The sequence below is a fragment of the Streptomyces sp. NPDC046349 genome (assembly GCF_055587885.1).
Genome location: NZ_JBVJFK010000012.1, coordinates 26,463 through 53,360 on the forward strand (window position 1 = coordinate 26,463; position 26,898 = coordinate 53,360).

Consider the following 26,898-nt stretch of genomic DNA (forward strand, 5'->3'; position numbering starts at 1 on the left):
CTTCACAGCACCGCCCGGGCGGATCTGTTCCTGCGGCTGCCGGCGGGCACCGGGGTCCGCCACCGGCTCGTGGTCCGTGGTGTTCTCCGTGGTCGGCACGGAGGCGGTGTGCGGGCCGGCGGGGGCAGTCTGTGGTCACGGCGATCGGCCCGGCAGCAGAGCGGGCCGGTCGTGACCAGCGACTGAAGGAGTGACCATGGCCGGCACCGCCAGCAGCACGTACGAGGGGTTCAGCGTCGAGGAGCGGGCCGCGATGAAGGCGCACGCTCTGGAGCAGAAGAAGGCGGCACGTCGTGGTTCGGCTGCGGAGAAGGCGGCTGAGGCGGAGCGGGACGTGCTGGCGAAGATCGCCGAGATGCAGGAGTCGGACCGGGTCATGGCCGAGCGCGTCCATGCCGTCGTCACCGCCAACGCCCCGGGCCTCGCGCCGAAGCTCTGGTACGGGATGCCCGCCTACGCCCTGGAGGGCAAGGTCGTCTGTTTCTTCCAGAGCGCGCAGAAGTTCAAGGCGCGCTATGCGACGCTCGGTTTCAGCGACCTGGCGACGCTGGACGACGGTCCGATGTGGGCGGCCGGTTTCGCGCTGACCGAGGTGACGCCCGAGGTGGAGGCGCGGATCGCCGAGCTCGTGCAGCGGGCGGTGTGAGACGCGGCGGCCGCGGTCGCCGGTCCGGCGGGGGCCGGTCCGGCCGGGTCGCGGCGGCGCCCGCGGGTGAGGGCCGCGTCGTGGCGCGGCTACCGGATGGTCATCGGGGCGAGACCGAGGCCGGTGAGGGCGCGCGCGCCGCGGGCCGTGTGCTCGCCGCCGGCGAGGGTCAGGGTTCGTGCCGACTGGTAGCGGCAGCCGGCGGCGTCGAACGCGGTGGCGGTGGCGAGGAGCCGTTCGGTGTCGGCGTCGAGCAGTGCCGTCGCGCGTTCCACGAGGGCGGTGGCGACGGGGTTGCCGGCCACGGCGGTCCGGGCCTCGGCCAGGCGGGTGGCGGCGTCGGGGGCTGCGGCGAGCACGGAGGCCTCGGCGCGTAGTGCCACGTACCAGTGGAGCCAGATCCAGGTGGTCCACTGCCGTACCTGTGCGGGTTCGGGAGCCGTCCGTTCCAGGGCTGCCTCGGGCCGCCCCTGGTGGAGCATGAGGATGGCGTCGAAGACCGCCCCGTATCCGCGGGTGTTCCACGGGGAGGGGTCGACGTGTGTGAGCACCGTGCTCCAGTCCCGGCGGGCTTCGGGGTCGTCGCGCAGTCCGTGGATCGTCGCCATCGCTGCCGCGGGCGGACCGAGGACGGCCCGGGCGGGGCTGCCGGCGCGCTGCCACGCTTCGCGGAACCGCAGGCCGGTGGTGAGTGCCTGCTCGGCGTCGCCCGCCAGGGTGTCGGCGACGAGGAGCCAGCCGGTGGCGCGGTGGCCGACCTCGGCCAGCTGCGGGTGGTCCGCGAGCCGCCGTGCCCAGTGGCGGGCGCCGGGCAGGTCCCCCACGCCGAGGGCGGCTTCGGTGGCCTCGCCGAGTGCCTCGATCAGCTCGTGGGTGTAGGCCGGGCCGCCCGAGGCGTACGGGGCGGCCAAAGCGTAGGGGGCGGCATCCGAGGCGTACGGGGCGGACGGGGCGGACGGGGCGGACGAGAGCAGCTCGACCCGGCGCCGGGCCGTGGCCGCTGCCGCGAACGCGTCCCCGGCCCAGCTCAGTGCGCCGGCGAGGGTGTCGAGGGCGGCGGACCGTGCGAGCGGGTCCCCTTCGAGTCGGGCGAGTTCGACGGCCCGTTCGGCGGATGCGACGGCTTCCTGGACGGTGGGGCCGGCGGGGCTGCCCGCCGCGTGCGGCGTTGGGGAGGGAGCGTCGGCCGCCGGGCTGTGGGCGGTCGCGATCGCGTGGGTGAGGGCTCGTCCGGCTTCGGCCAGGGCGACCGCGGCCCGGGCGGAGGGGTCGGCGCCGGCCAGTTCCCGCGCCTCGGTGATGAGCGCGTCGGCTTCCTCCGGCGGGAGGTTGCGTACGAACTTGCTGGAGAACCGGTAGGCGTTGCTGGCGGCGGCCGCCAGGTCGCGGGCGGCTGCGGCGGTGTCGCCCGCTCGGCGGGCGACGTCGGCGGCCGCACGGTTGAGGCGGTGCATGTCGTCGCCGTGCAGGCGGCAGGCGGCGACGGCTGCCGCGTGCCGGAGCATCGCCGCCGTGTCGGCCGGGGTGTTCGCGAGCGCGGCGGCCTGTTCGTACCGCTGCTGGGACTCGGCGATCAGATGGCGGGTGAAGGCCAGCCCGGCCAGGGCGTGGGCGAGGCGGTGGGCGTCCGCGCGCTGCTCCGGCCGGTTCTCCGCCCATGCGAGGGCGGCGCGCAGTTCGTCGGCCGCCCGGTCGAACCGGGCCCTCCAGTCCGTTCGCGGCAGCGCCAGTTCGGCGCTTCGGGCGAGGCACCAGTTCAGGTGCCGGGCCCGGGTGTCGTGGAGTTCGCCGGCCTCGGTGAGGCGGTCGGCGCCGTATTGGCGCAGCGTCTCCAGCGCCCGGTAGCGGGTGCCGTCCGGGGAGAACGTCACGGCCAGCAGGCTCTGTTCGGCGAGTCGGGCCAGCCCGTCGGCGACGGTCGCCGCGTCGAACCCGGTGACCTCTGCCGCCGCCGGCGCGGTGAACGGTGTCACGAACACCGACACCTGGCGCAGCAGGGCCCGGTCTGCCGGGTCCAGCAGGTCGTGGCTCCAGTCCAGAGCCGCCCGCACCGAGCGGTGCCGGTCCTGTGCGCGGGAGCCTCCGGTGAGCATGCGCAGGGGGTGGGCCAGGGCCGCGGTGATGCCGTCCAGTCCGAGGGTGGGGTAGCGGGCGGCGGCCAGCTCGATCGCCAGCGCCATGCCGTCCAGCCGTTCGCAGATTTCGGCGACCTGGCCGTACTGGTGGGGATCCAGTGGCCGGCCCACCGACGTGGCCCTGTCGATGAACAACGCGACCGCGTCCGAGCCGCCGCCGTCGTCGTCGCCGGCCGGCGACAGGGACAGTGAGGGGACCGGGTATACCCGTTCGAACGGCACCATCAGGCGGGACCGGCTGGTCACCAGTACGCGGAGGTGCGGGCAGGCGGCCAACAGGTGTTCGAGGAACAGGGCCGCCCCGTCCACGACGTGTTCGCAGTTGTCCAGCACCAGCAGGGCGTGGCGGTCGGCCAGTGCGGCGGCCACGGACTCGGCCATGTCGTGGCCCAGTTGCTCGCCGAGGCCGAGTGCCTCGGCGACCGCGGTGGCGATCATGGCGGGATCGGTGACCGGCACGAGGTCGACGAACCACACCCCGTCGGCGAACTCGTCGGCGGCGTCGGAGGCCACGGCCAGCGCGAGCCGGGTCTTGCCGACCCCGCCGGGGCCGACGGCGGTCACCTGTCGGTGCTCCGTGAGCATCGCGGTCAGCGCGGCCCGCTCGCCCGCCCGGCCGATGAACGGGGTCAGGCGCATCGGCAGCGCCGGTGCCGGGCGCCGCCGGCCGGTGGCCGTCCGGTCGGACGCGCGCCGGGCCAGGGCCCGCCGGTCGGGGACCTCCAACTTGCGCAGGAGGGAGGAGACATGGGTCTCCACCGTGCGCACCGAGATGTACAGCCGTGCCCCGATCTCCGCGTTGCTGAGGTGGTCTCCGACCAGCTCCAGCACCTCGGTCTCGCGGGGCGAGATGTTCGCTGCTTCTCCCATGGCCCTCATTCTGTCGCACACCCGTGCGTGCTCCCGCTCCGTGCTCGTCTCCGTGGTCACCACGGATGCCGGCCGCCCGTGCCGGGCGGGACGCTGTGAGCGCACACCGAACGGGGCGTTGCGGCCCATGACTTCAAGGGAGTTCCATGTCCGGCTCGTCCACGTCGGGAATCAAGACGGTGCTCCACCCGGTGTCCGATCTGGGGAGGGCCAAGGGGGTGTATGCGGCTCTGCTCGGTGTGCCGCCGAGCAACGACTCGCCCTACTACGTCGGCTTCGAGGCCGCGGGGCAGCACGTCGGGCTGGTGCCGGGCGGCGGACCGCAGGCGATGACGTCGCCGGTGGCCTATTGGCACGTGCCGGACATCGGGGCGGCGCTGGCCGCGGCGGCCGCGGCGGGCGCGACCGTGACCGAGTCCGCGCACGACGTCGGCGGCGGTCGGCTGGTGGCGACGGTGGCCGACCCCGACGGCAACGTCCTCGGCGTCCTCCAGGACCGGGCGGGCGCCGCCCCCCGCTCCCGTGCCCGGCGCCGTCTCGACACCGAGCACCGGCTCGCCCACGACGTCGACGTATGGGTGGCGACCGCCTCCGCCGGCGGTGCGCCGTACCTGGTGCCGCTGTCCTTCGACTGGGACGGCCGGGTCCTGCGGGTGGCCACTGCCGCGGACAGCCCCACCGGCAGGAACCTGGCCGCTGCCGGGACCGTCCGCCTCGCGCTCGGTCCCACCCGGGACGTCACGATGATCGACGGCACCGTGGAGGTCCTCGGCATCGACGCCCTCGCGCAGGAGCCGGGTGACCGCTTCGCCGCACGCACCGGCTTCGACCCGCGCGCGCTCACCACGGCCTACCGCTGGTTCCACATCACCCCGCACCGCATCCAGGCATGGCGTGAGGAGGACGAGCTGGCCGACCGGGAACTGATGCGGGAGGGCCGCTGGCTCGTCTGACGGGCGCCGGCTCGTCCGACGGGACGCCGGCCGCTTCCTGCCGTGTCCACGGCACCGGCCCACCGCTGCCCGGCGATCCGCTTTGCCGGGCTCAGGGCACGGTGAAGAGGACCTTGTCCTCGTCCGCGGCGGGGTCCGCCTGCTTGAGCCTGGCCCTGACGGTGGATCCGAGCTGGAGGTCCAGGCCGTCGGTCGAGACGACCTTGGCCAGCACGGCAGGGTCGGCCAGGAACACCTTGCCCTCGCGCGGCCTGCCCCGCTCCGCGTCGGTGTCGATGACCTCGGCGTCGAACACCTCGCCCACGCGGTCCTTGAGCATCGCGGCCTCGGCCAGGTCCACGGTCTGCCGGTCCGCCAGGCCGCTCTTCCCCCGTGCGGTGTCGCACGGGATGCAGTGCAGGGCGTCGAGCACCCAGTTCGGCGGGGCCTTGTCCGCGCACGCTGCCACGCACAGCTCACCGGTGTACCGGTCGACCAGGCGCCGCAGCGGGGCCGTGCAATGGGTGTACGGGGCCGCAATCGCCGCGTGCATCGTGTGCTCCGGCGTCTGGTGGTCGCGGAAGACGGTGTACTGCGCTTTGAGCATCGTGCTCGTGGCCTCGCTGAGGAAGGCCATGTGCTGCTGGTTCCGGGGATCGAGCTTGCGCACCAGGGTGGCGTACGAGATGCCGGGCCGCCAGACGATGCCCAGGGCCTTGGCGAGGTCGTGCAGGCGCCTGACCACGTTCTGATCGGCCTGCTCCCTCTGGGTCCGCAGGATGCCGGTACCGGTGTCGAGCATGATCCGGGCCGCGGACATCCCGGTCATGAGGGAGATCTGCTCATTCCAGCCCTCGACCGGCAGCGTGGCCACGTAGCGCAGTCGAAACGATCCGTCCTCGACGGTGACCTCCTGGTCCGGCAGGTTCACCGAGATGCCGCCGCGCGCGATTTCGACGGCCTCCCGCAGCTCGCCGATCTCGCGCAGCAGGGCGAGGGAGTCCTCCGCGGTGCCGTTGTCGATGGTCTGCTGGGCGCACGCGTAGTCGAGCTGGGTCCGGCTGCGGATCATGGCCCGGCTGACGGATGAGTCGGTCAGGTTGCCGTGGCCGTCGAGGTCGTGCTGCCACAGCAGGGCGGGGCGGTCCTTGCCCGGCAGCAGGCTGGCCGCGTCCTCGGAGAGGACGGGCGGGTGCAGGGGCACCTTGAGGTCGGGGAAGTACAGCGTCTCGATCCGGTCGTGGGCCTCGATGTCCAGAGGGCTGCCCGCTCTGACGAAGGCCGCCACGTCCGCGATGGCGTAGTACACGCGGTAGCCGCCGCCGGGCCGCCGTTCCAGGTGCATGGCCTGGTCGAGGTCCTTCGAGGTCGGCGGGTCGATCGTGAAGAAGGGCAGGTGGGTGGCGTCCTTGTGGTTCAGCTGGGGTTGGGCCGCTGCCCTGTCGGCCGCTTTGAGGACGCGCTTGGGGAAGGTCAGGGGGACCTTCAGCTCCGCGCGGAGTTCCACCAGCGCGGAGCGCAGGGCGTCCTGGGCCTCGGCGGACATGTGCATGGGGCGGCGTCGCATGCCCCGAGCGTAGGACTGCGGTCGGGGACCGGCGCGGTGAGCGGGTCCGGACGGCGGAGCGGCGCCCTCGGGTGGCGGGTGCATCGGGCACCCTCCTGACGTCCGTGTGCGCCGGCGCGTCGGGTGAGGTCGGCACGGCTTGCGCTGCCTGCGCGTGCATCGGTTCCGTCGGCGTTCTGTGCGGCACGCGGCGGGTCGCCGCGGTTCGGCGGGCTGTGGCCGGCCCTGTTCCGCTTCCCGGTGCGGCGGCCGGCCGGTGCGGGCGGTGGCGTGGGGGGGCCCCGAGCCCGGGAAGGGGGTGTCCGGGCTCGGGGTGGTGTGGGGGCGGCGGCCGCCGCCTACTTGAAGGTGACGTCCGAGCAGGAGTAGAAGGCTTCCTCGCTCTGGAAGGAGCCGTCGGGCCGCTTCAGGCCGTGCCAGATCGTGTAGATCAGGTGCTTGCCCTTCTTCTCGGGGAGCACCGCCTTGAAGGTGAACGCCTTCGCGCCGAGGAAGCCCGAGGGGGCCGCCGTGGCCGCGGTGTTGTCGGCGCTGAGGAAGGGGGTGTCCTCCAGGTCGGACCACTTCAGCGGCTTCTTCGGGTCGTAGCCGTCCTTGGTGACGTACATCTCCATGCGGTACGGGTTGTGCAGCGCGCTGATGTCGTAGCGGAGGTCGTACTCGGCGCCGCCGGGCAGTGTCGTGGAGGGGAAGTCGTCCCGCGGCAGGTCCAGGCCGGAGAACTGGGCGTTGCCCGCGCTGCACAGCTTGCCGTCGGGTATGCGGGCGCGGTGCTGCGGGGAGGAGGTGGGGGTGCTGTGGTCGATGGCGCGGCCCTGGACGATGGACTTCCAGTCGCCGGGGATGCCGGGGCTCTGGGCGAGGGCCTGCCGGCAGGCCTCACTGGCCTTGGGGTTCTTGGTGCAGGCGACGCTGCGGCTCACCGGGTCGGCGGTGGAGCCGTGGGCGGAGGCGGGCGCGGAGCCGAGGGTGGTCACGGCGAGGGGGAGGGCCGCGAGCGCGGTGAGGCGCAGGAGGGCGGTGCGGCGGGCCGGGGGCCGTTGCGGGGCGGGGGAAGTCGTGGCGGCGGGGCGGGTCGTGCTCATGAGGGGGACGCTCCTGGTCGATGGGTCGGTCGTGCGCGGGGGAGGCAGGCGGGCGGTCAGCCGCCCGTCTTCACGGTCAGCTCGCGGGAGAACGCGCCCCACGTGCCGTCGCCGAGCCGCGCCCGGATCTTGACGGTGTACGTCGAGCCGGGGTGGGAGCCGACGAGCACCTCGCGCGAGCCCTTCGTCGCCGGTACGGGCAGTACCGGGTCGCCGGTGCCCCACATGAAGGTCTGGGCGGGCTTGCCGTTCAGGTGGACCTGGTAGGTGGTGATCTGGCCGACGCCCTGCGGGACGGACCAGGTGAGGTTGAGGTAGTGCTGGGTGACGCCGCCGTCCTGCTTCGTGGCGGTGGTGGCGGCGAAGTCGCCGGGGGCGGCGGTGCCGGTGTTGCCGTCGGGTGCCGCGGTGGTCGTCACCTGTGCTTCGCGGGTCGGGTCGGACTCCTTGCCGGAGGCGTCGACGGCGGTGACCTTGAAGCGGTGGGCGGTGCTCGCGGTCAGGCCGGAGACGGTGGCCGAGGTGGCTTTGGCGTCGGCCTCCTGGACCTTCGCGCCGTTGCGGTAGATGCGGTAGCCGGTGACGGCCACGTCGTCGGTGGCCGCGCGCCAGCGCAGGGCGGCCTGGTACGGGCCGGAGGCCGTGGCTTCCAGGTCCGCGGGGATGACCGGCTTCGCCTTGTCCTGGCCGGGCGCGGCGAGGGTGGTGAGCACGATGTCCTTGCTGAAGCCGGTGGTGCGGCCGTCGGCGCGGACGGCGCGGACCTTGAACGTGTAGCGGGTGGCGGGGGCCAGTTGCTCGATGTCCGTCATCGTGTCCTTGACGGTCTTGAGCTGCTTGCCGTTGCGGAAGACCTCGTAGCGCACGATCTCGGCGCCGCCGGCGGGCGGCTTCCACATCAGGTGGACGGCGGTGTGGTCCTTGACGAAGGAGCCGCTGTCGGCGGGGACGGCCGTGTTCGTGCCGGTGTCGCTCCCGTTGCCCGACGCGCCGTTCACGCGGCATCCGGTGATCTTGGGTATGGCCTTGCCGGCGGGGTTGATCCCGACCTTGACGGCCCGGTTGCCCTTGGCGGCCACGTCGGCGCGGTCGGCGATCGGCTTGATGGTGACGTGCTTGCCGTCCTGGCGGAGTTCGTACGCCCAGGGGTTGTCGAGGGTGACTTGTCCCTGCGACACGTCGAACTCGGCGGTCCAGTCCCGTACGGGCCGGTCGCCCTTGTTGGCCAGGGAGACCTCGCCGGACGCCCACCACACGGTGGCCTGGTCCGCGACGCGGCAGGCGGCGCTGAGTGCGTTTTCTTCTTCTCCCGCGTTGGCGGCCACGGGGATGACGACGGAGCCGACCCCGACGACCACGGCCGCGCAGGCCAGGGCAATTCGCTTTCGGGACATCACAAACCTCTTGGTAAAGCCGATCCGCCGGTGCAGCGGCGGCATCGAAAGTGCCTCGGTCAACACCCGTGACACTAAGCGCGGTTTGCGGCCGGAACGGGCCTTCGGGGGGCTGCGGGCCGGCTGTTATCCGTCCCTTAAGGTCCGGATAGGGCGCCCTTGATCCCCTGTCGGCGCCCTTCGACCCTGCGGACACTGAAGATCACTCTCTGTTTCCGGGTGCGGGTCCTGCCTCCGTCGGGGGCCGCCGTGGATGGTGGCGCGGTCCGGGGCCGAAACGGGCCTCCGGCGGCGGGGCGCCGGGGCAGTCGGGTGGGGCAGGAGCAGCGCCGCGGGGGTGCGCCGCCGATTCGGCGGGTACCCGCCAGTAGGTTTCCAAATGGGCCTGGTTACAGTGTTTTTGACTGGCCGCCAGCGCGTTCGAAAGGTTGGCGGAGAGCGTGCGTGCGGTGGCGTGCTGCCGTGCGCGGGAACAAGGGAAAACATGAGTTCGATACACAAGCGCATCGGTGCGGTCCTCGGTTCGTCCGCCCTGTTCGTCGGCGTGGCGCTGACCGCCGGGGCCGGGACCGCCATCGCCGACGAGACGGGTGACCTCGCGCCCGACAGCGGCCTCTCCGTGTCCATGGCCGGGGTCGCGGGGGCTGCCGCGAGGTCCGGGGACGGGTCGCTCACGCTCCACATCTCCAGCCCCCAGGACGGCCACAACATGGGCTTCGTCCGCTGGAACGCCGACCCGCAGCCCGCGCCCGACATCCCGGGCGACTCCCTCATCGCCAAGGACATCAGCCCCGACGGCTGGGCGGTCGAGGCCGAGCTGAGCACCGGCCGCATCGCCTCCACGCGCGGCCACAAGGCGATCTACATGAAGGTCGTGTCCGGCAACCTGCCCGAGGGGAACCCCTACAAGATGCGTGGATGCGTCGTAAAGGGCAGCGAGCGCAAGTGCACCTCGTGGCACTCGGTGCGCGCCTGATCCGCTGAAGGGCCGGGCCGCACGGCGGCCCGGCCCGCACCCGGGCCGCTTGCGCCGGTACGCGGCCGCCGGCGGTCTGGGCGCGGGCTGCCGGCGGCCGTCCGGGACGGTTTCCGCGGGCGGGCGACCGCCGGGCGGATGCGCCGGCCCGCCGGACGGTCATCCGCCCGCCGCGCCCACCCGTGCGGCCAGGGCCCCGGAGGCCGTCGTGCCGCCCGGCAGGGCGGGGACGGCCGCGAGAACGGGGCGGGTGCGGGTGCGGAAGGTGCGGCGGTAGGTGTCCGGCGGGACGCCGACCGTCCGGGCGAAGTGGCGGCGCAGGGTGGTGGCGGTGCCCATGCCGGTGGCCGTCGCGATGGTGTCGACGGTGTCGTCGGTGGTCTCCAGCAGTTCCTGCGCATGCCGGATGCGCTGGGTGAGCAGCCACTGCAGGGGGGTGGTGCCGGTGACCGATCTGAAGTGGCGTCCCAGGTGGCGCGAGCTCATGCCGGCCTGACGGGCCAGGTCCTCCACCGTGAGCGCCTGGTCGAGGCGCTGCAGCACCCAGGGGAACAGGCGGGCCAGCGGATGGTTGCCGGGGGTGGGCACGGGAGTGGTCACGAACTGGGCCTGGCCTCCGTCGCGGTGCGGAGCCACGACCAGGCGCCGGGCGATCGTGTTGGCGACGGCCGAGCCGTGGTCGAGGCGCACCAGGTGCAGGCACAGGTCCATGGCGGCGGCCTTGCCCGCGGAGGTGAGCACGCTGCCGTTGTCCACGTAGAGGACGTCGGGGTCCACCGTGACGCGGGGGTGGCGTCTGGTCAGCTCCTCGGTGTGCGCCCAGTGCGTGGTGGCGCGCCGGCCGTCCAGGAGGCCGGCGGCGGCGAGCACGAACGCGCCCGTGCACAGGGAGGCCACGCGGGCCCCCGCCTCGTGGGCCGCGCGCACGGCGTCGACCAGCTCCGCCGGCGGGTCCCGGTCGACGTCGGCCCAGCCGGGGACGATCACGGTGTCGGCCCGCCTGAGGCGGTCGAGTCCGTGGTCGGGCTCCAGCCGGAAGCGGTCGACCCGGACGGGGCTCGGACCGCAGAGCGCGAAGTCGTACCAGGGCTCGACGATGTGGGTCAGATCGGAGCCGAAGACCTCGATCGCCAGGGACAGTTCGAAATGCAGCATGCCGTCGGTGATGGCCAGGGCAACAGTGGTCACGTCCGGAAGTGTACGGGTCATGTCGTTCCGGACACTCGTGTGGAAGGTCGCCCCGCGCCAGGATCTTCCTGACGGAGCGCTGCGGTTCACCAGGAGCCGCGGCGGTGCCTTCGGCGTGGAGGAGCGGGTTCATGGGATCGGGTCAGCAGGTGGCGGTGTTCGGCGCGTACGGGCACACCGGCCGGTTCGTGGTGAGGGAGCTGGTGGCGCGGGGGTTCGTCCCGGTGCTGTCCGGCCGCGACGCCGGCAGGCTGAAGGTGCTGGCGGACGGGGCGGGGCTGGACGCCCGCCCGGCGACGGTGGACGACCCCAAGTCGCTCGACCGCGCGCTGGCCGGCACGGCCGCCGTCGTCAACTGCGCCGGTCCGTTCGCCTCGACGACCGCCCCCGTGATCGAAGCGGCCCTGCGCGCCGGGATCCCGTACCTGGACGTGGCGGCCGAGCTGGAGGCCAACATCGACACCTTCGCGCACTTCACCGGCCCGGCACGGGATGCCGGCGCGGTCGTCGTCCCCGCGATGGCCTTCTTCGGCGGCCTCGGCGACCTGCTGGCCACCGCCGCCATGGGCGACTGGAGCGAGGCCGACGAGGCGCACATCGCCTACGGTCTGAGCAGTTGGCACCCCACCGCGGGGACGCGGCTGTCGGGCGCGGTCTCCCGGGAGCGGCGCGGTGGGCGGCGTCTGCGCTACACGGGCGGGCAGTGGGAGTACCGCACCGACGCCGCGCCCACTCTCGAGTGGCGCTTCCCGCAGCCGATGGGCACCCGGCCCGTGGTCGGGGAGTTCACGATGGCCGACGTAGTGACCGTGCCCAGCCACCTCCGTGTCCCGGAGGTCACCACCTACATGACGGCCGACGCCGTCCGGGACATCGCGGCCCCCGACACGCCCGCGCCGGCCGCCGCCGACGAGAGCGGCCGGTCCGACCAGGCCTTCGTCGTCGACGTGGTCGTCCGGCGCGGCGGCGCCGAGCGCCGGGCGGTGGCCCGCGGTCAGGACATCTACGCGGTCACGGCACCCCTCGTCGTCGAAGCCGTCGAACGCGTCCTCACCGGCCGCACCCGCACCGTCGGTGTCGCCGCGGCGGGCGAGATCTTCGACGCCCCGGACTTCCTGCGGGCCCTCTGCCCGCACGTCGCACTCGAACTGCTCCCGTAGCGGGCAGGCAAGCGCCCGTGCGCCCCGCGTTCGGCGACCCGGCGACCCGGCGACCCGGCGACCTGCGTCGAAACGGCCGACACTCTGGCCTGGTGCGGTCCCTGTCCCCCAGTCCGCTGCTTCGCCCGGTACGGTGCCCGAGCGCCATGGGGCGGGGGCAGTGCTCCGACCGCCACGGGTCGAGCACGTGCCGTCCGGTCTCCCCGGCCTTGTGCGGCCGGCCGCAGTGCTTGGCGCCCCCCGCCGGTTTCAGTGGCCGAGAGCGCGCTTCAACTGTGCCTTGTCCATCTTCGAACGGCCTTCGATTCCCTTGTGCTTGGCCTCGTTGTACAGCTGCTCCTTGGTGGGGCCCTGAGCACCGCTGTGGGAGCGCCGGCCGCCGCGCTCGGAGGACGACATGTCCTGAAGGGAGGTCCGGGAGGCGGTCTTCGACTCGCCGGCGCGGGCGCGTTCCTTGTTCACGGTGCGGGCGGCGATCTCCTCGGCGCGCTTCGTGCTCTCGCCGCGCTGTTCGGCGCTCTCCTTGATGTGCTCGTACTGCCGTTCCCGCTTGGGGCTGGATCCACGGGGCATGACAACCCTCCTCGGCTCGTCGTTCGATCTCGGCACCTGTGCTGCGCCTTCCCACCCCTGGCCGCCTCATTCAGCCGGACCGCGGCCCCCTCCTGCGCCCTCCTCCGACGGCGGCGCTCCGTCCTTCCTGCGCGTCCCTCCTTCGGCGGCACGCTCCACACGGGCGGGGTCGGCGGGCGGGCCGGTGCCGGTGCCGGTCCGGGACGGGGCTCCCGGGGGGCGGCCGTGCTCGTCCACGGCCGCGCCCTCGTCGGGGAGCAGCTTCGGGCGTGGGTCGTGCTTCTCGGCGTTCATGATCGGCCGGCTCTCCGTTGTCGACGGGCGGCGTCCTGCCCTCCCTTGGCCTTCAGGGACACGCGGTCGGCTCTCGGTGAACCGGCCGGGTGTATTTCGTGCGTCTTCCCGCAGCGGCCGCAGGTATGGGCCCGGGGGCGCCGGTCTCGTCGCCTCGGTGTGGGCATCGCCCCCCGGGCCGGGGGCGGGCGCCTTCACATGAAGAGGGAGCGGGTGCCCGTGAGGTTCAGGAGCCGCTCCACCCGGTGGCCGGCCGCCGTGATGCGCAGGCCTCGGCCCGCCTGCAGAGCCGCGCAGCGGGCGGCCAGGAGCGTGTTGAGGCCCGCGCAGTCGCAGAAGGCCACTCGCTCAAGATCTACGAGGAGCGTGCCGCGGTGGGAGACGAGCGCGGCCAGCAGCACCCGGCGCAGGGACGCGGCGTTGTCGAAGTCGATCTCGCCGCTCACCACCACCCGGACCGTCCCGGACCGCGGACCGGGGACCACCCCGACCTCCAGGTCGGCGTCTTCCGGGGAGCTGAGGCGGCGATCGGACACGATGGAGGTCATGTCTGCCTCCCCACACGTTCTGGGGCTGTTTTCCGCTTCCCAACAGCATCGTCGGTATCCGGACGACCTACGTCAATAAAAACGTGAAAACGGCGCGTACACAAAAAGGGGGCGCAAATGGGGCCATGGGTGCCGAAGGTCTTCCCCACAGGCCGTGGTTCCTGACCAGCCACGCCCGCGCCCTGCTCGCGCTCGCCCGCGACCCCGAAGTCCGCCTCCGGGAGGTCGCCGCGACCTGCGTGCTCACCGAGCGGGGCCGTCCAGGCGATCGTCGCGGACTGGAGCAAGAGGGATACACCTCACCCGGGTACGCCAGGGACGGCGCCTACCGTCGCGGCCCGCCTCGGCGGCGTGGCGGAACTTCGCCTCGGGGGTGATGACACCGCGGCGCTTCTCGCCCTCTTCGCCGACGACCCGCACGCGAGACCCCGCGAACCCCCCGCGGACCTGACCGCCCGGCCTCGGTCCGGGAGGACCGGTTCTAACGCGGCGCAGCGGCCGTTCCTCAGCCGACGAACGCCGGGCACGGGGCGGCACCGGGGCTCGGGCCGTTGTCGTGGGCCACCGACGGGGGACCACCGCGCGTACGGCCCGGCCGTCCCGGGGATCGGGCATGACGATCATGCCCGGTAGGAGCTGTGACCCTGGCACCTGAGATGCCCGGGGGTGTCATGCCCGGTCGCCGGCCGGCCGCCGCGGCCGAGGACGACCGCTGCCCCCCTTTCGGGCTTGCGGAGGCACCCGGCGGGGGCAGCTCGCGCCTACGAGGTCGGCGCACCCGGCGGCCGGCACCGGACACCGGTGGGGAGAAGCGCCGCACCGCGGGGGACGTCCGCCGGGTGCCGCAACGCCGCGTGGCCCTGCCGATGGCGCTCCGCCGTCCTCGATGTCCCACGGCGTGTTTCTGCGGCAGCCGGGTCAGGGTGGGGCCGGTGGCGCGCGGACGGCCCGGCCCGAGTGCCTCGGCCGGCAGCTCCCGGACCTTCCTCGCCGAGGCGCTACCGCGCCACCGGGCACTTCGCCACTGACCCCTTCGCCGGCGAAGGCGCCACGCCCGGCCGCGGGGGACGAGCCGGCTGCCGTCGAATGGCACCACCGCTGCCGGACGGACACGGCGCCGTCCCCAACAGCCGGTCCCGGACGTGGTGATGGAGGCAATGGACCACGGCTGAGGAATACTTGCCCTCACCCCGCCCCGCGACGCGACGCGGGTGCGGCCGACGACGAGGGGGCCGTACATGACCACGGCGAAAGACCTGTTCACCCTTGCCCTGGAGCCCCAACCGGAGCGCTCCGTGGGGCAGGGCGACCTTTCCCTGTCCCTCGCCGGCGCCGAACTGATCGATCTCCTCCAGGCCGGGGCCGTCGGCCTGGACGGCGACCTCATCGTGCCGGGCCCCCGGCCGGACCTGGACGATCGGCTGCTCGGCGCGGCGGCGTCGGCACTCGTGCGGACGGTGCCGCACGAGAACGTCGAGGACTGGCTGTGGCGCAGGGGCCGTGAGCTCGCAGCGGCCTACCAGGCTGCGTTCGAGGAGGACGGCCTGCTGACGCGTCCGCGGCGCGGCCTCTTGGGTTGGGGGGCCGAACGCATGGAGCTCGCGGACACACCCGCCCGGCGTGGCGCACAGAGTCGCTGGCAGGAGGGCGAACCCGTCCTCGGAGCCCTCGCCGCGGCCATCGGCATCCGCCGTGGTGAAGGCCTCCCCGAGGATGCCGGCCCGGCCGGCGAAGCGGTGGCGACCGTGCTGGCCGCGGTCCACGACGCGGTGATGGAACTGGAGGCTGTACGCCAGCGGCGTTCCATCGAGAACACGGCCTTCGCCAACGTGTGGCGGGTCCCTTAGGCCGCGCCGTCCAGGCGCTCGTCGCCACGAGTGCCGGCCTCCCCCGACGGAGCCGGTCGAGCCATCCCCGGCGCGGGGGCGTACGGCGCGGCCGGGGGTGGGGCATGTGGGTCCGTCCGGCGGGAGGCCGTACTCCTCCCCCGGCTCCTCGAGGTGTGGGACCCGGCCGATGTGCCGGCGTGGTCCCGGGCGATGGGGGCGTAGGGCGTTCGGGCCGGCGGTCCTGCCCTCGCGGCGTGGGACCGCGTCGACCTGCCGCAACGGCGCCGCCGGCAACGGCGTGTGGCAACGGCCGGATCCGTCAGCCGTTGCGCCGGTCGTCGATCCGGACGTGCAGGTGCGGCCAGGCCGTGGCCAGGCGTGCAAGGTCGGCGGCCGCCGGCACGGTCACCGAACCCACCGACCCGTCCGGCCTGAAGTGGACCGATGTCCCGGTCGTGCCGTCGTTCCCGAGGGCTTCAAGATCGGTGGCGGGGACGCCGTATGCGTAGCGCTGCGTCCAGGCCCCGCTGCGGCGGCGGTTGGTGTGGACGAGCCACTCGCTGAGCGCCGCGACCACGGACATGCCGCGCCGGGGACGGCCGTCGGGCAGCATCTCGGCCTGCGGGAAGTCGAAGAACCGGAGATCCTTCGTGGCCATGACCGGCTTCTTCACCATCCGGCCGTGCTCGTCCGCACGGGTGTCGGTGCCGCGTCCGTCATCCCTGACGGACAGGGAACCGTCCGGATGGAGGACTACGACGCAGCGTCCCCCGCCCGTGGCCGACGCTTCGTCAGCGGCGTAGGCGAGTACCTCGAGGACGAGGTGCCAGGGTCCCTGCGGCGCGAACTCGGCGGGACTCTGCCGGATCCGTGCCAGATGTTCGGTGTCGACGCCGCCGGCCCAGTCGTGCGTCGTGTTGACCCAGGAAGCCCCCGATGTGCCCATCGGGCAAGTATCCCCCCTGCGGTTTCGCTGCGGTCCGGGGCGACGGGCCACGGGGATTCGCCGGCTGCGCGGGCTCGCGGCCCCTACGTGGCTCGCGGTGCGGATCGGCGTGGGGTCGCCGGACGGCCTGCGGCGGGGGTGTCGTCCTCCTCGGCGCGCGGCCAGTACCGTCCTTCGAGGGCTTCGGCGCTGCGGTTGAGCCGGATCAGGACGTCCTCCAGCTCCCGTACCTCCTCGGGGGACCAGTTGGCGATCACCCGGGCCAGGCAGGACCGGTTGGCCTCGCGGTCTCCGGCGAGGCGGCGCCCGCCTTCGGCGGTGATGCGCAGCTTGCGGGCCATGCCGCCGTCCGGGTCCGCCACGCGCTCGGCCAGTCCGCAGCGCAGCAGGGCGGCCGTCTGGCGGTTGACGGTGGAGGTGTCGAGTCCGAAGGCCTCCGCCAACTGCCCGATGGACATGGGGCCTTGTGTGTCGATCCGGCTGAGCAGCAGGTACGCGGACCGCTCCAGGCGTTCGGGGTCGCGCTCGCGCCGGCCGAGCACCTGATGCCTCGAGAGGAGCATCAGCTCCCGCTCCAGTTTCTCCAGCACTGCGACTCCCACTCCTTCCGGCGCTCCATTATCGCCGACCCGTCTGCGGATCGGCCCCGCGCGGGCGGCGGGCGGGGTCGGGTCGATCCGGGCAGCGATATGCATGATACATATGATGTGTACTATGCACTCCCCGTTGCCATCCCGCCGAGCCCCAGCCCAACCCGGAGGACCCGCATGACCGTGACCACGTCCACCCCCTCCCGCGCGGCCGAGATCCTCTCCCGGCCTGTCACGCTGAACGGCCTGACCGTCCCCAACCGCATCGCGATGGCTCCGATGACGCGGATGTTCTCCCCCGGCGGCGTGCCCGGCGAGGACGTGCAGGCGTACTACGCGAGCCGGGCCGCCGCGGGTGTGGGCCTGATCGTCACCGAGGGCACCTACGTCGGCCACGAGTCCGCCGGGCAGAGCGACCGGGTGCCGCGGTTCCACGGCGAGGAGCAGCTGGCGGGATGGGCGAAGGTCGCCGCGGCCGTGCACGAGGCGGGCGGCACGATCGTGCCCCAGCTGTGGCACATAGGCATGGTGCGCAAGCAGGGCGAGGCACCGTACGCCGACGCGCCCGCCGTCGGCCCCTCCGGCATCCGCGTCGACGGCACCGAGGGGGCCGGCAGGGCGATGACCCGCACCGACCTCGACGACGTCATCGGCGCGTTCGCCGACGCCGCCGCGGACGCCGCGCGGATCGGCTTCGACGGCGTGGAACTGCACGGCGCCCACGGCTACCTCCTCGACCAGTTCCTGTGGGAGCGGACCAACCGCCGCACCGACGCCTACGGAGGCGACGCGGTGGCCCGTACGAAGTTCGCCGCGGAGATCGTGGCGGCGGTCCGCGAGCGCGTCCCGGCGGACTTCCCGGTGATCTTCCGCTACTCGCAGTGGAAGCAGGAGGCCTACGACGCCCGGCTCGCGCACACCCCGCAGGAGCTGGAGGCGATCCTGGCCCCGCTGGCGGCGGCGGGCGTCGACGCGTTCCACGCCTCCACCCGGCGCTACTGGCTTCCGGAGTTCGAGGGCTCGGAGCTGAACCTCGCCGGCTGGACCAAGAAGCTCACCGGCCGGCCGGCCATCACCGTCGGCTCGGTCGGCCTCGACGGCGACTTCATCCGGGCCTTCGCCGGCGAGGGTGCGGCGATCGGCGACATCGACAACCTCCTGGACCGCATGGAACGCGACGAGTTCGACATGGTCGCCGTCGGCCGGGCGCTGCTCCAGGACCCGCAGTGGGCGGCGAAGATCCTCGGCAACCGCTTCGACGAGCTGCAGCCGTACGACGCGGCGGCGCTCAGGTCGCTCAGCCGCTAGCCGACGGCCGGCAGTGGTCCGGCCTCCTTCTCGTGCCGGGCGCGGAGGCGCGGAAACGGCGCCGGACGGCAGGGGGCTGCCGCGTGGACACCGGACGAGCGGGGCAGGGGACCGGGCGATCGCCCGTCCTGGCGCCGCCCGGGCGGGCCGGGCGGCCGGGGCGGCGCCAGGGGTGCCGGAGGGGGGCGGATGTCTGGTCCGCCCGGCCCCCATCAAGAAGACAAACAGGTTTGATTACGGCAAAATCGCACGCAAGGGCGTCACCCTACTGCCCGTCTGCGGGGGTCCGCCGTGCACGACGTGCCCTATTGGCTGTGGATCGTCTTCGCCGTCACCGTCCTCGCGGCGCTGGCGGTCGATCTTCTGGCGCACCGGCAGGCGCACGTCATCGGCTTCCGTGAGGCGGCCGCGTGGAGCGGGGTGTGGGTCGGCCTGGCCCTCGCCTTCGGCGGCCTCGTGTTCGCCGTCGTGGGCACACAGGCCGGTGTGGAGTACACGACGGCGTGGCTGCTGGAGAAGAGCCTGTCGGTCGACAACCTCTTCGTCTTCGCTCTGATCTTCGGCTATTTCCGGGTCCCGCGGGCCTATCAGCACCGCGTGCTGTTCTTCGGGGTGCTGGGCGCTCTGGTGTTCCGGGGTGTGTTCCTCGCCGCCGGAGTGGCCGTCGTCAGCCGGTTCACGGCCGTGCTGTACGTCTTCGCCGCGATCCTCTTCTACAGCACGTACAAGATCCTCAAGGAGGAGGACGACAGCTTCGACCCGGGGCGCAGCCTCGTCGTCCGGCTGTTGCGGAAGGTCGTGCCGGTCGGCGACGACTACGTCGGGACGAAGTTCGTCGTGAAGGAGGCCGGGCGGCGCATCGCCACGCCGCTGCTGGCCGTGGTGGCCGCGATCGAGGCGGCCGACCTGGTCTTCGCGGTCGACAGCGTGCCCGCCGTGCTCGCCGTCAGCAGTGACGCCTTCATCGTCTACAGCAGCAACGCCTTCGCCATCCTGGGGTTGCGAGCCCTCTACTTCATGCTGGCCGGCATGCTCGACCGTTTCCACTACCTGAGCAAGGGGCTGGCCCTGATCCTCGCGTTCATCGGCGTGAAGCTGGTCCTGCAGGCCTCGCACGAACTGATCAGCCCCTCGATTCCCGAGATCCCCTCGCCGGTGAGCCTCGCGGTGATCGTCGTCGTCCTCGCGGTGTCGGTCACCCTCAGCGTGCTCCGGCCGCCGCCGTCGCCGCCGCCATCGTCGCCGTCGCCGTCGGACGACGGCGGCGGGTCCGCCCGCGAGGCGTGATCACCTCGCCAAAGCAAGCTTCAAATACCGGCAAAGTGGACTTAAAGTCGTTTTATGGACAGAGAGAAGCATCCTGCGGCAGCCCGCCCCGGACACCTTTGCCCCAGCTGCCACCAGCAGCTGCCCGCGACGGTCCAGCGGTACAAGACGATGGGCGTCTACGTCCCCCTCTACGCCGACGCCCCCTGCACCAACCCGGCCTGCCCCCAGAGCACGCCCGCCGGCCGGTCGGCGCAGCAGGCGCAGCCGCTCACCGAGGACCGGCCCGCTCCCTGAGCGCACTTCGGCGCCGCCAGCGCACTCCGGCGCCGCCGCTCTCGTCACAGGTGCGTCACGGGCCGCTCCCCCGCCCCGCGCGGGGCCCACCATGTCCTGATGCGTACACATCACGCCGCCACGCTGCTGGCCACCGTCACGCTCCTCGCCCTCGCCGGCTGCACCGGCGAGGGCGGGGCCGAGTCCTCCCCGGCCGCCACCGCGCCGACGGCGCCCGCCGGGCCCGGCGCCACACAAGCCTCCGGGATCCCGCCCGAGCCCACCGGCGAGAAGCGCGTCATCTACCTCGCCACGCTGGCCGGGATCGACCCCGAGATCGTGAACGGCCAGGACGAGCAGGCCATCAGCCGCGGCCGTGAGCAGTGCAGCGCCATGAAGGACGAGAGGGACCCCGCCAAGCGCGTCGCCCAGGTCGAGCAGCGCTTCACCGGCCCCCGCCACCCCGACGGCTTCGGCCCGACCAAGAGCGCGCTCATCCTCGCCACGGTCCAGGCCAACATCTGCCCCACCTACTGACGGGGCCGCCGGCGCCCGGGGCCGCGGGAGGCGGGATGCGGCGGCGTGGTCGGGACGCCGGGTGCGTGGAGGGGGGACGAGCGGGCGGGGCGGGAAGCCGTGCGGTTCCCGCCCCGCCCGTGTGCCTCAGGGTGCGGCGGCCGGGGACGCGGCCCCGGCCCCGCCCGGGCCGCCGCGGTCGGGCCCGGTTCCGGCCGGGGCCCTGCCGGAACCGGGTCCGGCCCCGCCCGACCCCAAGGCCGCCGCAGCCATCGCCCGCAGAAACGTCGACCGGCGCAGCCCCGGCCCCCGCACAACCGTCACGCACGGACAACACGACGGAGGGCCCGGGCGTCACGCCGCCGTCGGGCGGGCCGGCCGGCGGTCATGAGGAGCAGGGGCGCCGACCGGCTGCCATGGGGGCAGGGCGGGCCGAAGCCGAGGACGGTCAGGCGCCGGGTTTGGGCCTGCCCGGCCCGGCCGGGGTGTCGCGCGCCGGGCGGGGGTGGGGCCCTGCGAAGCGGCCGCCGGCGGTCCCACCCCTTGCTCGACCTATCGAGTTTCGATAGATTTCCATCGTGGATCGATGGAAGGATGGGTCGTGGGGAAGCTGACCGTGCATGCGTTGCGCGCTGTGCTCGCGGTGGTGTTCGTCGGCACCGTGTTCGTGCAGGCGGGGATGGTGTGGGGGTTGGTCACGGGCGAGACGGAGGGGTCGCTGCCGCTGACCCCGATGCGCGTGATCGTGATCCTGGGCATGCTGGCGGCCCAGGTGGCGCTGGTCTGCGTAGGGCGGCTGACGGCGATGGTGCGGCGCGGAACCGTGTTCTCCCATGCCGCGTTCCGGTACGTGGACGGCGTGATCGGCGCGATCACGGCGGCCGCCGTGCTGTGGTTCGCGGTCACGGCGGTCAACGCCCCCGGCCAGCGGGAGGACCCGGGCGTTACTGTGATCATGGGCGGGATCGGCCTGGCCGTCCTGGGGGTCGCGCTCATCGTGCTGGTACTGCGGATGCTGCTCGCGCAGGCCGTCGCGCGCGACGGCGAAGCGGCGCAGATGCGGGCCGAGTTGGACGAGGTGATCTGATGCCCATCACCGTCGACATCGACGTGATGCTGGCCAGGCGGAAGATGTCCGTGGGGGAACTCGCGGACCGGGTGGGGATCACACCGGCCAACCTGGCGGTGCTGAAGAACGGCCGCGCCAAGGCGGTGCGCTTCGCGACGCTCGCCGCGCTCTGCGAGGCGCTCGAGTGCCAGCCGGGCGACCTGCTGCGCTGGGAGGCCGAGGACGCCGCCGGCGGATGACATCGCGGGGCCACGGAGCAGCCTCCGGCGGCCCGGCGGTCGGGCAGGGCGGCGCGGCAGGACGCCCTCCCCCGACCCCGCATCCGCCCCGACTCCCCCGCGACTTCCGCGGCGAGGCCCACGTGGATCGTCGGGGACCTGGACCTCCCCGGTGCCGTTGACCCGGGAGGGCGGGGACGGCGCCGGCCGGTGGCCGCGAGAAGCCCGCAGGACCCGATCCGGTTCACCGACCCGATCCGGCGCGGCACGCTCCACACGCTCACGTACAAGCGGCCCGGGCGGGACGAACACCCTGCTCACGCATCCCGGGCTTCAGCCTGGAAGACCTGGACCAGGGACTCGCGAACCCCCGGCCCGCCGGGCGGGAGACCCGCGGCGCACCCGGTGGCGCTTCCCGCGCGCTGCGATCCGCCCCGGTAGGGCACGGTGGCGCCGCACGCGGCCCGCTGCCGCGACGGGGCGACCGGGTGACCGGGTGACCGGGCGGGGGGCGGGTGAGGGGCGACGGGGTTCAGGTCACGAGGAGGCGCAGGCCGAGGTCGGCCGCGTCGAGGTCGGCGGCGAGGCTGCGCACCGCCTGCTGCTCGGCCTGCGGCCCGACCCTGGTCCCCACCGGCATCGCACGCCGCACGCGATCCTCCAGGTACGCCCCCGGCCGGCGCCGGGTACGCCTCGAACAGGCCGTCGGCGCAGTCCCACGGGACGGGCACCGGCTCGGCGCGGGCGCTGATCGCGTCGGCCATCCCGGCGAGCGGGGGGAAGCCGTCAGGACGGCGGCGAACTCGGGCAGGTAGTCGCTGGTGCGTCAGAACCGGCCTGCCATCCCGGCTCGTCGGTTTCGAACGTGAGCACCACCACGCGGCGGGCCACCCGCCGCATCCCGCACAGCCCGGCGATCGGGTCGGTCCAGTGGTGCACGGTGGACACGGCCATCGCGGCGTCGAAGGACCGGTCCTCGAACGGCAGGTCCTCGGCGGCGGCGGCCACGCACGGCGCCGAGCCGGCACGCCGCTGCCGGCGCATGACCGCCGACGGCTCCACCGCGGTCACCTCGCGGTCGGCGGACTCGTAGGAACCGGTGCCGGCCCCGGCGTTCAGCACCGTGCGGGCGTCCCCGAGCGCGTCCCGGATCTGCGGCGCGATCCGTGGATCGGTGCACCGTGCAACCGTGCAGGCGCCGCCGATCGCGTCGTGCAGACGCGCACCGCGCATCCCAGTTGCTCCTCCGGTGTCACCTGCAGCCCCTTCGCCCGTGTCTCGAGTTCCCTGTCGATGGCGGCCACCAAGGGGTCGGCGCGGTCACGCCGTTCCAGCAGCACGCCGCGCAGCCGGCGCAGGTGCGCGACCGCGGCGGTGGACGGGTCGCCGAGCCGTTCAGCGGTTCTCCCGCAGCCCGATGCCCAGCCCCGCGCGGCCAGTCACTATTCAACATTCACCGGGGTCGCATCGGCATCTTTCCTGACATAAGCTCAGAAGAGAAAAGAATTACGGCTGTTGACGACTCAACGAGTGGCCCCTGAATTCTTGAACTCCGAAAGAAATCGGCAGTGTGAGAACAGGAGGAAATGCCATGCTCTTCTTCTACAACCAGGACACCGGGGCTGCCGGATCGGGCAGGCTCGACGGCAGTGGTGATTTCGTCAACCTGAAGGACTTCCCCGCCGGGCAGTTCGGGAACTGGACGCACATCGTGCCCGGTGGCGGACAGCTCTTCTTCTACAGCAAGAACGCACGGGCAGCGGCGACGGGCAAGCTCGATGCGGGCGGTGACTTCGTCAACCTGAAAGACTTCCCCGCGGGACAGTTCGGGGACTGGACCCACATCTCGCCGGACGGCGTCCTGGTCTTCTTCTACAGCAAGAGCACGCGGGCGGCCGGATCCGGCCGACTCGACGCCGGTGGTGACTTCTTCAACCTGGTGGGCTTTCCCGCAGGACAGTTCGGGGACTGGACCCACGTCCTCTTCGCCGGCGGTGATCTCCTCGCCCGTTTCTTCTTCTACAGCAAGAGCACACGGGCGGCCGGGTCGGGTGACCTGGACGACGGCGGCGATTTCATCAACCTGGTGGACTTCCCGGCCGGGCAGTTCGGGGACTGGACGCACATCGTCTTCGACGGAGGCGCCTCGAAGCTCTTCTTCTACAGCCGGAACACACGGGGGGCAGCAACCGGCAGGCTCGACGCTGGCGGCGACTTCGTCAACCTGAAGGACTTCCCCGCCGGGCAGTTCGGGGACTGGACGCACATCGTGCCCACGCATCGCCGGCTGTTCTTCTACGACAGGCAGACGCGGGCGGCCGCATCGGGCGAGCTCGACGGCAGCGGCGATTTCATCAACCTGAGGGACTTCCCCGCAGGACAGTTCGGGGACTGGACCCACATCGGTGCGACCCAGGACGGGCTGCCCTGAGGCTCCGCCCGACCGGCGCGGGCCGCACGGGCCCGGCAGGGCGCGGGCCCGTGCGCGCGCGGCAGAAGCGGTCGAAGACGGGTGGGAGGCCCTGCGGGGAGATCGCCGGGGCCCGTGGCCGCGGACCGTCAGCCGCGGGCTCGTCCCCTCAGGCATTGATCCGCCTCGGGATCCGGTCGGTACCGTGTGCCTGCTGTGCATCGCGGCCGGGCTCGGCACGGCCGGCGGCAGCGTGTCCGCCCTGGTGTCCCGGGTGACGCCGCAACCGCAGGTCGGCAGCGTCGCCGGCATCGCCGGTGCGGTCGGCGGCCCGGGCGGCTTCGTGCCGCCCCTGGCCATGCGGGTCCGTCCACAGTGCCAGGGGGCCTGTTCGATCGGGTTCATGCTGCTGGCCGATCCGGCCCTGGCGGGCTGCGTGTACGCGTACGTGCGGATGCGTACCCCGTAGGGCCGTCCGCGGCCCACGGCGACCCGAGCGGGGCCGGGGGCGGCGACGCGACCGGGGTGTGACGGCGGGCGGGTCGGGGCAGGGGAGCCCGGTCCGCGGCGGCGGGGGCTGACGCCGGGTCCGTGCGGCGCACGGCCGGCGGCGCGGGTGGGGTGCCGGGAAAACCGCGGGCAGCGGCAGTGTGCCGGCCGTTACGATCGGCGCCTTCACCCGATCGTGGCGGTCCGACGGAGGCACCGATGGCACTGGCCCCTGCACGGACGACACCGGCCGCGCATCCCGACCTGCTGGAGCGGGGGCACCCGTTCCGCCAGTGGAAGACCTGGCGGATACCCGGTACCGAGTTCACCCTCACCGGCTATTCGCGTGCCAACGACAAGACGTTCTTCCACATCCCGGAGCTGCGGTGCGCGCTCGACGCCGGGCTGGCGGAGGGGCGGCAGCCGGAGACCGTCTTCCTCACCCACACCCACCACGACCACTCCAAGGACCTCGACCACCTCGCGGCCAGGGCCGGCGGGGTCGACATCCACCTGCCCGCCGCGGCGGTGCCGTACGTGGAGTCCTTCCTGCGGGCGTCCGCCGAGCTGAACCACGGCGCCGCCTACGACCCCGCGCTCGCCGCGGGCTGCCGGCTGCACGGGGTGCGCGGCGGTGACGAGTTCGCCTTCGGGCGGCGCGGGCACCGGGTGCGGGTGGTGGAGTGCGTCCACAAGGTGCCGTGCGTGGGGTATGCGTTCTCCGAGCCGCGCAAGGCGCTGCTGCCCGCGTACGAGGAACTGCGGCGCGGCCTCGCGGAGCAGGGCCGGGGTGCGGAGTTCGGCCGGATCCTCGCGCGGCGCCGCAAGGAGGGCGTCGAGGTCGAACGGGAGGTGTTCAGGCCGTTGTTCGCGTTCCTCGGGGACACCCATGTGAGCGTCTTCGAGGACAATCCGTGGCTGCTGGAGTATCCGGTGGTCATCACCGAGTGCACGTTCCTCGACGACGCCGAGCTGGCCCGTGCCGACCGGGTCGGGCACACCGTGTGGAGCCGGCTGAAGCCGGTCGTCGAGGCCCACCCGAAGACCCTCTTCGTCCTCACCCATTTCAGCCTGCGCCATTCGGACCGGGACGTGCTCGACTTCTTCCGCGACGAGCGGCCCGCGAACGTGCTGCTGTGGGCGCATCCGGAGAGCCGGCTGCCGGAGCAGCACCAGCACGGCTGACGCAACGGCTGACGCAACGGAGCGGCCCTCACCGGTGTCCGCCGATGAGGGCCGCGCCGTCGTTTCAGGGCCTCAGCACTCGCGCAGGCCCGGCGCGGGGTCGACGGAGGTGTGGACGTCGACCGCGGCGACGTTGCCCCACTGGCCGTTGTCCAGCTGGGTCCAGTACCAGACGTTGTTGCCGCCGGCGTGCTGGTCGCCGCGGCCCCAGCACTGGAACCAGCTGGGGCTGGTGTTCAGCGGCCCGCGCACCGCGGAGTTGTAGCGGCGGTGCTCGTAGCCCTTGGCGCCGACCCGGTTGCCGCACCACAGCTTGCCGTCGGCGCGCACCCCGCATTCGGCGGCCGCGCTGTTGCCGGTGGCGGGCGCGGCCGCGGCGGGCCCGGTCACGGTGGCCGTGCCGGCTGCCAGTGCGGCGGCCGCGAGACCCAGGACGATCTTGTTGCGTGCGGACATGGTCTCTCCTCGGGAAACGGCTCATTCGGGAGCCGGGGATGGACGTGCGGTGTGTGCTGTGTGATGTGTGTGGTGTGGTGTGCGTGTTCAGGGGCAGGTGCGTACGCCGTCCAGCCAGGCGGGGCCCTTGATGTAGATGTTGGTGATCCACGCCCCGTACTCGGGCAGGTAGGACCAGGCGTCGTTGGTGTAGCCCTCGGCGGTCACGGGTTCGGCGTGCTTTTGGCAGTCGATGCGCACCGTGGTGGGGCCGGGGAACTTGTGTACCCGCGGGCTGGCGGTGGACGGCTCCGTGTGGGTCCACACGTCGGTGCCCCAGGTGCTGAACGTGCCGGGTGCCTGCGCGGGCGGTGCGATGCGGACCGCGCCGGCGTAGTCGCCGCCCAGCCGTACGTCGCTGACGGTGATGCGGGTGCCCGATTCCCGGGCCTCGACCATCCTGCCCGCGCCCAGGTAGATCGCGATGTGGTGGACGGAGCCGCCCGAGCCCCAGGCCAGGAGGTCTCCCGGGAGCAGTGGTGTGGTCCCCTGGGCGGCGGTGAACCGCTGCTGCACGTGCGGTGAGTGGAACTGGTGGTAGGCGTTGCCGGTCAGGGGGTCGCCGCCGGCCGCGCGGTGGTAGGCGTAGCGGACCAGTCCCGAGCAGTCGAAGCCGAGGCGCTCGGGGTCGTGTGCGCTGTCCGGGTCGCTGGGGTCGACCTGGCCGTAGGTGGGGCCCGGCTGTGGTCCGTGGCCGCCGCCCCAGGTGTACCAGACGCCGATCTGTTCGCAGGCGGCTGCCACGGCCTTCTCCGCCACCGCGGAGGCGCCGGGGGCGAGCACCCGGCACTCCCCCGCCGTCTGCGCCGTCCTGGGTGCCGCGGCGGTGGTGGCCGCGGTGGCACTGTGGGCTCCTTCCCATGTGGTCAGGAGGGTGAGCGCCGTCACCGCCGCCACCGCTGTTGTGCGCATCGCCATGTCGGGTCCCCCGTT

25 protein-coding genes and 3 pseudogenes are annotated in these 26,898 nt (G+C 73.1%); 15 read left to right on the forward strand and 13 right to left on the reverse strand.

Features of this window, described 5'->3' with window-relative positions; genetic code table 11:
* Positions 1–196: 196 nt before the first annotated feature.
* Complete coding sequence (locus ACZ6JS_RS26835; RefSeq protein ID WP_467282024.1) at positions 197–646, forward strand: iron chaperone; 450 nt, start codon at positions 197–199, stop codon at positions 644–646.
* A gap of 89 nt (positions 647–735) precedes the next feature.
* Here ACZ6JS_RS26835 and ACZ6JS_RS26840 read toward each other — a convergent pair whose 3' ends face one another.
* The gene (locus ACZ6JS_RS26840) at positions 736–3,651 is read right to left on the reverse strand and encodes an ATP-binding protein (protein WP_469301632.1); all 2,916 of its coding nucleotides are present in this window, start codon (positions 3,649–3,651) and stop codon (positions 736–738) included.
* A gap of 146 nt (positions 3,652–3,797) precedes the next feature.
* Here ACZ6JS_RS26840 and ACZ6JS_RS26845 point away from each other — a divergent pair.
* Both ACZ6JS_RS26845 and ACZ6JS_RS26850 read left to right on the forward strand, forming a co-directional pair.
* Positions 3,798–4,121 (forward strand): annotated as a pseudogene (locus tag ACZ6JS_RS26845) (VOC family protein); the annotation flags it as partial.
* Positions 4,107–4,604 (forward strand): pyridoxamine 5'-phosphate oxidase family protein, encoded by a 498-nt coding sequence (locus tag ACZ6JS_RS26850; RefSeq protein ID WP_469301965.1) that lies wholly within the window; start codon positions 4,107–4,109, stop codon positions 4,602–4,604. The pseudogene ACZ6JS_RS26845 and the gene ACZ6JS_RS26850, both read left to right, overlap by 15 nt.
* A gap of 91 nt (positions 4,605–4,695) precedes the next feature.
* On the opposite strand, the gene ACZ6JS_RS26855 is transcribed toward ACZ6JS_RS26850, so the two are convergent.
* The 3 genes from ACZ6JS_RS26855 to ACZ6JS_RS26865 all read right to left on the reverse strand — a co-directional run bounded on the left by ACZ6JS_RS26855 (position 4,696) and on the right by ACZ6JS_RS26865 (position 8,629).
* On the reverse strand, positions 4,696–6,150 hold the full coding sequence (locus ACZ6JS_RS26855; RefSeq protein ID WP_469301634.1) for an RNB domain-containing ribonuclease: 1,455 nt from the start codon (positions 6,148–6,150) through the stop codon (positions 4,696–4,698).
* Positions 6,151–6,488: 338 nt separating this feature from the next.
* On the reverse strand, positions 6,489–7,235 hold the full coding sequence (locus ACZ6JS_RS26860; RefSeq protein ID WP_469301636.1) for a lytic polysaccharide monooxygenase: 747 nt from the start codon (positions 7,233–7,235) through the stop codon (positions 6,489–6,491).
* A 56-nt stretch (positions 7,236–7,291) separates the two neighbouring features.
* Positions 7,292–8,629 carry a fibronectin type III domain-containing protein gene (locus ACZ6JS_RS26865; protein WP_469301638.1) on the reverse strand — a complete coding sequence of 446 codons (1,338 nt, stop codon included), beginning with the start codon at positions 8,627–8,629 and terminating at the stop codon, positions 7,292–7,294.
* 484 nt (positions 8,630–9,113) lie between these two features.
* Between ACZ6JS_RS26865 and ACZ6JS_RS26870 the strand changes: the two genes are divergently transcribed.
* On the forward strand, positions 9,114–9,605 hold the full coding sequence (locus tag ACZ6JS_RS26870; protein WP_469301640.1) for a hypothetical protein: 492 nt from the start codon (positions 9,114–9,116) through the stop codon (positions 9,603–9,605).
* A gap of 159 nt (positions 9,606–9,764) precedes the next feature.
* Here the strand turns inward: ACZ6JS_RS26870 and ACZ6JS_RS26875 are convergent, their stop codons facing one another.
* Entirely contained in the window at positions 9,765–10,793 is a 1,029-nt protein-coding gene (locus ACZ6JS_RS26875; RefSeq protein ID WP_469301642.1) for a helix-turn-helix domain-containing protein, read from the reverse strand.
* 131 nt (positions 10,794–10,924) lie between these two features.
* Between ACZ6JS_RS26875 and ACZ6JS_RS26880 the strand changes: the two genes are divergently transcribed.
* On the forward strand, positions 10,925–11,953 hold the full coding sequence (locus ACZ6JS_RS26880) for a saccharopine dehydrogenase NADP-binding domain-containing protein (RefSeq protein WP_469301643.1): 1,029 nt from the start codon (positions 10,925–10,927) through the stop codon (positions 11,951–11,953).
* A gap of 249 nt (positions 11,954–12,202) precedes the next feature.
* On the opposite strand, the gene ACZ6JS_RS26885 is transcribed toward ACZ6JS_RS26880, so the two are convergent.
* The 3 genes from ACZ6JS_RS26885 to ACZ6JS_RS26895 form a co-directional block, all read right to left on the reverse strand.
* Positions 12,203–12,526, reverse strand: coding sequence for a plasmid stabilization protein (locus ACZ6JS_RS26885; RefSeq protein ID WP_469301645.1), 324 nt, complete (start codon positions 12,524–12,526; stop codon positions 12,203–12,205).
* A gap of 66 nt (positions 12,527–12,592) precedes the next feature.
* The gene (locus ACZ6JS_RS26890; RefSeq protein WP_469301646.1) at positions 12,593–12,820 is read right to left on the reverse strand and encodes a hypothetical protein; all 228 of its coding nucleotides are present in this window, start codon (positions 12,818–12,820) and stop codon (positions 12,593–12,595) included.
* A gap of 194 nt (positions 12,821–13,014) precedes the next feature.
* Complete coding sequence (locus ACZ6JS_RS26895; protein ID WP_469301647.1) at positions 13,015–13,368, reverse strand: STAS domain-containing protein; 354 nt, start codon at positions 13,366–13,368, stop codon at positions 13,015–13,017.
* 1,238 nt (positions 13,369–14,606) lie between these two features.
* On the opposite strand from ACZ6JS_RS26895, the gene ACZ6JS_RS26900 reads away from it, so the two are divergent.
* Positions 14,607–15,215, forward strand: coding sequence for a GOLPH3/VPS74 family protein (locus tag ACZ6JS_RS26900; protein WP_469301649.1), 609 nt, complete (start codon positions 14,607–14,609; stop codon positions 15,213–15,215).
* A 301-nt stretch (positions 15,216–15,516) separates the two neighbouring features.
* Here ACZ6JS_RS26900 and ACZ6JS_RS26905 read toward each other — a convergent pair whose 3' ends face one another.
* Both ACZ6JS_RS26905 and ACZ6JS_RS26910 read right to left on the reverse strand, forming a co-directional pair.
* Entirely contained in the window at positions 15,517–16,143 is a 627-nt protein-coding gene (locus ACZ6JS_RS26905; RefSeq protein WP_469301650.1) for an ATP-binding protein, read from the reverse strand.
* Between the two features lie 83 nt (positions 16,144–16,226).
* On the reverse strand, positions 16,227–16,706 hold the full coding sequence (locus ACZ6JS_RS26910) for a MarR family winged helix-turn-helix transcriptional regulator (protein ID WP_469301966.1): 480 nt from the start codon (positions 16,704–16,706) through the stop codon (positions 16,227–16,229).
* A 204-nt stretch (positions 16,707–16,910) separates the two neighbouring features.
* On the opposite strand from ACZ6JS_RS26910, the gene ACZ6JS_RS26915 reads away from it, so the two are divergent.
* The 6 genes from ACZ6JS_RS26915 to ACZ6JS_RS26940 all read left to right on the forward strand — a co-directional run bounded on the left by ACZ6JS_RS26915 (position 16,911) and on the right by ACZ6JS_RS26940 (position 21,407).
* Positions 16,911–18,041 (forward strand): NADH:flavin oxidoreductase, encoded by a 1,131-nt coding sequence (locus tag ACZ6JS_RS26915; RefSeq protein WP_469301651.1) that lies wholly within the window; start codon positions 16,911–16,913, stop codon positions 18,039–18,041.
* A 291-nt stretch (positions 18,042–18,332) separates the two neighbouring features.
* On the forward strand, positions 18,333–19,328 hold the full coding sequence (locus ACZ6JS_RS26920; protein WP_469301653.1) for a TerC family protein: 996 nt from the start codon (positions 18,333–18,335) through the stop codon (positions 19,326–19,328).
* Between the two features lie 54 nt (positions 19,329–19,382).
* Entirely contained in the window at positions 19,383–19,604 is a 222-nt protein-coding gene (locus ACZ6JS_RS26925; protein WP_469301655.1) for a hypothetical protein, read from the forward strand.
* A 99-nt stretch (positions 19,605–19,703) separates the two neighbouring features.
* Complete coding sequence (locus ACZ6JS_RS26930) at positions 19,704–20,120, forward strand: hypothetical protein (protein WP_469301656.1); 417 nt, start codon at positions 19,704–19,706, stop codon at positions 20,118–20,120.
* A 580-nt stretch (positions 20,121–20,700) separates the two neighbouring features.
* A complete protein-coding gene (locus ACZ6JS_RS26935) occupies positions 20,701–21,186 on the forward strand; it encodes a DUF2975 domain-containing protein (RefSeq protein WP_469301658.1) in 486 nt (161 codons plus the stop codon).
* Positions 21,186–21,407: a helix-turn-helix domain-containing protein gene (locus ACZ6JS_RS26940; protein ID WP_363075538.1), complete on the forward strand. Its 222-nt coding sequence runs from the start codon at positions 21,186–21,188 to the stop codon at positions 21,405–21,407. Before ACZ6JS_RS26935 ends, ACZ6JS_RS26940 begins: the two co-directional genes overlap by 1 nt.
* Positions 21,408–21,918: 511 nt before the next feature.
* Here ACZ6JS_RS26940 and ACZ6JS_RS26945 read toward each other — a convergent pair.
* Positions 21,919–22,825, reverse strand: a pseudogene (locus ACZ6JS_RS26945) (class I SAM-dependent methyltransferase); the annotation flags it as partial.
* A 152-nt stretch (positions 22,826–22,977) separates the two neighbouring features.
* On the opposite strand from ACZ6JS_RS26945, the gene ACZ6JS_RS26950 reads away from it, so the two are divergent.
* The 3 genes and pseudogenes from ACZ6JS_RS26950 (at position 22,978) to ACZ6JS_RS26960 (ending at position 25,470) form a co-directional block, all read left to right on the forward strand.
* The gene (locus ACZ6JS_RS26950; protein ID WP_469301660.1) at positions 22,978–23,817 is read left to right on the forward strand and encodes a hypothetical protein; all 840 of its coding nucleotides are present in this window, start codon (positions 22,978–22,980) and stop codon (positions 23,815–23,817) included.
* A gap of 154 nt (positions 23,818–23,971) precedes the next feature.
* Positions 23,972–24,265, forward strand: a pseudogene (locus ACZ6JS_RS26955) (MFS transporter); the annotation flags it as partial.
* Positions 24,266–24,504: 239 nt separating this feature from the next.
* Positions 24,505–25,470 carry an MBL fold metallo-hydrolase gene (locus ACZ6JS_RS26960; protein WP_469301661.1) on the forward strand — a complete coding sequence of 322 codons (966 nt, stop codon included), beginning with the start codon at positions 24,505–24,507 and terminating at the stop codon, positions 25,468–25,470.
* Between the two features lie 72 nt (positions 25,471–25,542).
* On the opposite strand, the gene ACZ6JS_RS26965 is transcribed toward ACZ6JS_RS26960, so the two are convergent.
* Together ACZ6JS_RS26965 and ACZ6JS_RS26970 are read right to left on the reverse strand one after the other, a co-directional pair.
* The gene (locus tag ACZ6JS_RS26965; RefSeq protein WP_030852619.1) at positions 25,543–25,926 is read right to left on the reverse strand and encodes a hypothetical protein; all 384 of its coding nucleotides are present in this window, start codon (positions 25,924–25,926) and stop codon (positions 25,543–25,545) included.
* An 87-nt stretch (positions 25,927–26,013) separates the two neighbouring features.
* Entirely contained in the window at positions 26,014–26,883 is an 870-nt protein-coding gene (locus ACZ6JS_RS26970) for a C40 family peptidase (RefSeq protein ID WP_469301663.1), read from the reverse strand.
* Positions 26,884–26,898: the final 15 nt, after the last annotated feature.